This window comes from Aeromonas sp. QDB18, assembly GCF_027705325.1.
GTDB lineage: Bacteria > Pseudomonadota > Gammaproteobacteria > Enterobacterales > Aeromonadaceae > Aeromonas > Aeromonas caviae.
Window position 1 is genome coordinate 1 of the sequence record NZ_JAPDBQ010000220.1, and the last position, 4,026, is coordinate 4,026.

General features: G+C 57.0%; 3 protein-coding genes. All 3 read left to right on the top strand.

Features of this window, described 5'->3' with window-relative positions; genetic code table 11:
• The coding region (locus OKC30_RS20080; protein WP_270809778.1) for a DarT ssDNA thymidine ADP-ribosyltransferase family protein at positions 1-240 on the top strand (240 nt) is incomplete at its 5' end.
• The gene (gene darG, locus OKC30_RS20085) at positions 237-1,301 is read left to right on the top strand and encodes a type II toxin-antitoxin system antitoxin DNA ADP-ribosyl glycohydrolase DarG (protein ID WP_041206015.1); all 1,065 of its coding nucleotides are present in this window, start codon (positions 237-239) and stop codon (positions 1,299-1,301) included. The genes OKC30_RS20080 and darG, both read left to right, overlap by 4 nt.
• A 74-nt stretch (positions 1,302-1,375) precedes the next feature.
• Positions 1,376-4,026, top strand: a 2,651-nt coding sequence (locus OKC30_RS20090; protein WP_270809779.1) for a type I restriction endonuclease subunit R, incomplete at its 3' end; no start/stop codon positions are given.

Sequence of the window (4,026 nt, forward strand, 5' to 3'; positions counted from 1 at the left end):
GATCTGGGGCGGATTGACTGGCCACTGTTGCAGCGCCGTGATTTCAAGCGTGATGCGGACGATTTGAGCAAGCTGGAACGCTATCAGGCCGAGGCCTTGATCCATCAACATTGCCCCATCGAGGCGTTGCTGGGCGTGGTGTGTTACAACGAAGAAATAAAGAACAGCGTGGAACAATGCATGAATCGGGTGGGGGTCGCGCGCCCCGTCTATGTCCGTGATGGGTGGTATTTCAGATGATTCGATATACAACAGGCAATCTGCTGGATGCTCCGGTGGAAGCGCTGGTGAATACCGTCAACACCGTCGGTGTCATGGGCAAGGGGATCGCCTTGATGTTCAAGGAGCGGTTCCCGGCCAATATGCGCGCCTATGCCGAGGCGTGCAAACAGGGTGATGTCGTCACCGGCAAGATGTTTATTACCCAGACGGGTGAGCTGCTGGGGCCGCGCTGGATCGTGAATTTTCCGACCAAACAGCACTGGCGCAATCCGGCACAGATGGCGTGGATCCAGGATGGTTTGCAGGATCTACGGGCCTGGTTACAGGCGCAGCAGGTCTCTTCGATTGCCATTCCGCCGCTGGGGGCTGGCAACGGTGGTCTGCCTTGGCCAGAGGTCAAACAGGCGATTGAAACGGCACTGGGCGATCTGGATATCGATATCCTGCTCTATGAGCCCAGTAGCCAATACCAAAATGTGGCCAAGCGGGGCGGGGTGGCGGAGCTGACTCCGGCTCGGGCCTTGATTGCTGAACTGGTACGCCGCTACTGGTTTTTAGGAATGGAGTGCAGCTTGCTGGAGATCCAGAAACTGGCCTGGTTTCTGGCTCGGGTCATTGGCCGTAACCCGCTGGGGGATCCGCTGCAGTTGCAGTTTAAGGCCCATCGTTATGGCCCTTATGCCAACAATCTGACCCATCTGCTCAATGCGATGGACGGCAGTTATCTGCAGTCCGACAAGCGCATTCCGGATAGCAAGCCGTTTGATGTCATCTGGTTTAATGAGGCCAAAAAACAAGAGCTTGCCGTTTATCTCCAGACCGAGGCCAAAGCATTTTTACCGATACTGGAGCAGACGACCGCGTTAATCGATGGTTTTGAGTCGCCCTATGGCATGGAGTTATTGGCCACGGTCGATTGGTTGATCGCCGAAGAGGGCTGTGCGCCGACGCTGAGCGCGCTGCGAGAGGGGTTGCATCGCTGGCCAGCGGGAACCCCGTGGGGTGAGCGCAAGGCGCGGCTGTTTGATGATCGCAGTCTGCAGATCGCCTTGACCCGTTTGCAGCAGGGGTTGGTGTAACGAAGTGGGTATAACGAATAAGAGCGGCTGCGCGGTTGTCGTGGCAGCTTGAGAGAATAACAGGGATAGAGAGCATGATTTCAGTTGGCCAACGGGAGCGGGCAACCCAGAACCGCGTGATCCATCTTTTCGAGCAGAAGCTGGGCTATCGCTATCTGGGGGATTGGCATAAGCGGGAGAACAACCGGAATGTCGAGCCCGAACTGCTGACCGCTTGGCTGGTGGGGCGGGGCGTGGACGCGGCGCTGATCCCCAAGGTACTCAGGCAACTGGATCGGGCAGCGAGCCTGGGCGAAGGGCGCATCCTCTATGACGCCAACAAGGAGGTCTATCGCCTGCTGCGTTATGGCGTGAAGGAAAAAGTAGGGGCAGGCGAGCAAAACCAGACCGTCTGGCTTGTTGACTGGACTAATCCGCAGGCCAACGACTTTGCCCTTGCCGAAGAGGTCACGGTCAAAGGCGAGCATAAGAAACGGCCGGATCTGGTGCTCTATGTCAACGGCATTGCCCTTGGCGTCATTGAGCTCAAGCGCTCTACCGTCTCTGTCTCTGAAGGTATCCACCAGAACCTGGATAACCAGAAGAAGGATTTTATCCGTAACTTCTTCACCACCATGCAGTTGGTGATGGCGGGCAACGACACCCAAGGGGTGCGCTACGGCACTATCGAAACCCACGAGAAATACTATCTGGAGTGGAAAGAGCCAGCCGATCCAATCCATTCCGACCATGTCGATCTGCCGAGTGCCAATCTGCTGGACCAGCATCTGGCACAGTTGTGCAGTAAGGCGCGCTTTCTGGAGCTGATCCACGACTTTATCGTGTTTGATGCGGGCACCAAGAAAACCTGCCGCCATAACCAGTATTTCGGCATCCGTGCCGCCAAGGCTTATATCCGCCGCCGGGATGGCGGCATCATCTGGCACACCCAAGGCAGCGGCAAGAGCCTGACCATGGTCTGGATGGCCAAGTGGATCCGCGAAAATGTGACCGACAGCCGGGTGCTCATCATCACCGACCGCACTGAACTCGATGAGCAGATCGAGAAGGTATTCAGTGGGGTGGAAGAGGAGATCCTGCGCACCAAGAGCGGTGCCGATCTGGTGACCCGTCTGCATGCCCATAACCCTTGGCTTATCTGCTCGCTGGTACACAAGTTCGGTCGCACGCCAGAAGGCGAGTCGGATGACGAAGATGATGGCAGCTCGGATGATTTTATTGCTGATATGCGCCGCAGCTTGCCCTCGGACTTCAGCCCCAAGGGGCAGCTGTTTGTGTTTGTCGATGAGTGCCACCGCACTCAGTCCGGCAAGCTGCATGGGGCGATGAAGAGCCTGTTGCCAGAGGCGCTGTTTATCGGTTTTACCGGCACACCGCTGATGAAGCAGGACAAAAAAAAGTCCATCGAGGTCTTTGGCCCCTACATTCACACCTACAAGTTCAACGAGGCGGTGAGTGATGGCGTGGTGCTGGATCTGCGCTACGAGGCGCGGGATATCGATCAGCGGGTCAAATCCCAGAAAAAAGTGGATGAGTGGTTCGATACCAAGACCAAGGATCTCTCGCGGCTGGGCAAGCAGCAGCTTAAACAGAAGTGGGCCTCAATGCAGAAGCTGCTCTCCAGTCGTTCGCGGCTGGAGCAGATAGTGGCCGATATTCTGCTCGACTTCGAGCGCAAGCCCCGGCTGGCCGATGGTCGTGGCAATGCCATGCTGGTCTGCGCCAGCGTCTATCAAGCCTGCAAAAGTTACGAGATGTTCAGCCAGGCCGGTTTTGCTGGCAAGTGCGCCATCGTCACCAGTTACCAACCCAATGCCAGCGAGATCAAGGGCGAGGAGACGGGCGAGGGGCTGACGGAGAAGCTGGCCAAGTACAACATCTATCGCAAGATGCTGGCCGACTATTTCGAGCAGCCGGAGGATGAGGCGGCTAAGCGGGTCGAAGAGTTTGAAAAACTGGTCAAGCAGCGTTTTATCAAAGAGCCGGGCCAGATGCGTCTGCTCATTGTCGTGGATAAGCTGCTGACCGGTTTTGATGCCCCCTCTGCCACCTACCTCTATATCGACAAGAAGATGGCTGATCACAACCTGTTCCAGGCCATCTGCCGGGTGAATCGTCTGGATGGTGACGACAAGGAGTACGGCTACATCATCGATTACAAAGACCTGTTCAAGTCGCTGGAGAAGACGGTCAACGACTATACGGCCGAGGCCTTCGCAGGCTATGACAAGGAGGATGTGGCCGGGCTGCTCAAGGATCGACTGGCCCAGGCCAAAGAGGATCTGGATAACGCTCTGGAAGCCGTCCGTGCCTTGTGTGAGCCGGTGAAGGCGCCCAAGTCGCAACTCGATTATCAGCATTATTTCTGTTGTGAGCCGGGAGCCGATGAAGAGACGTTGAGCGAGAAAGAGGCATTGCGGCTGACCCTCTATCAGTTGGTGGCCAAGTTGATCCGCGCCTTTACCAATCTGGCGGGTGAGCTGGAGGAGGCGGGTTACAGCGCCTCGCAGGCCGCCTCGATTAAGCAGGAGGTCGAACACTTCGCCAAGGTCCGGGATGAGATCAAGCTGGCCAGTGGTGATCTGGTGGATATGAAGCAGTTCGAGCCGGGCATGCGCCAGATGCTGGATCTGTGGGTGGATGCCGATCCCAGCGAGACGCTGATGGACTTTGAGGAGCTGGGGCTGCTGGAGCTCATTATCCAGCGCGGCCCCGAGGCGCTGGA

What these genes read in the sequence shown, in the direction of transcription:
- darG (WP_041206015.1), top strand. Translation starts at nt 237, where the DNA reads ATGATTCGATATACAACAGGCAATCTGCTGGATGCTCCGGTGGAAGCG.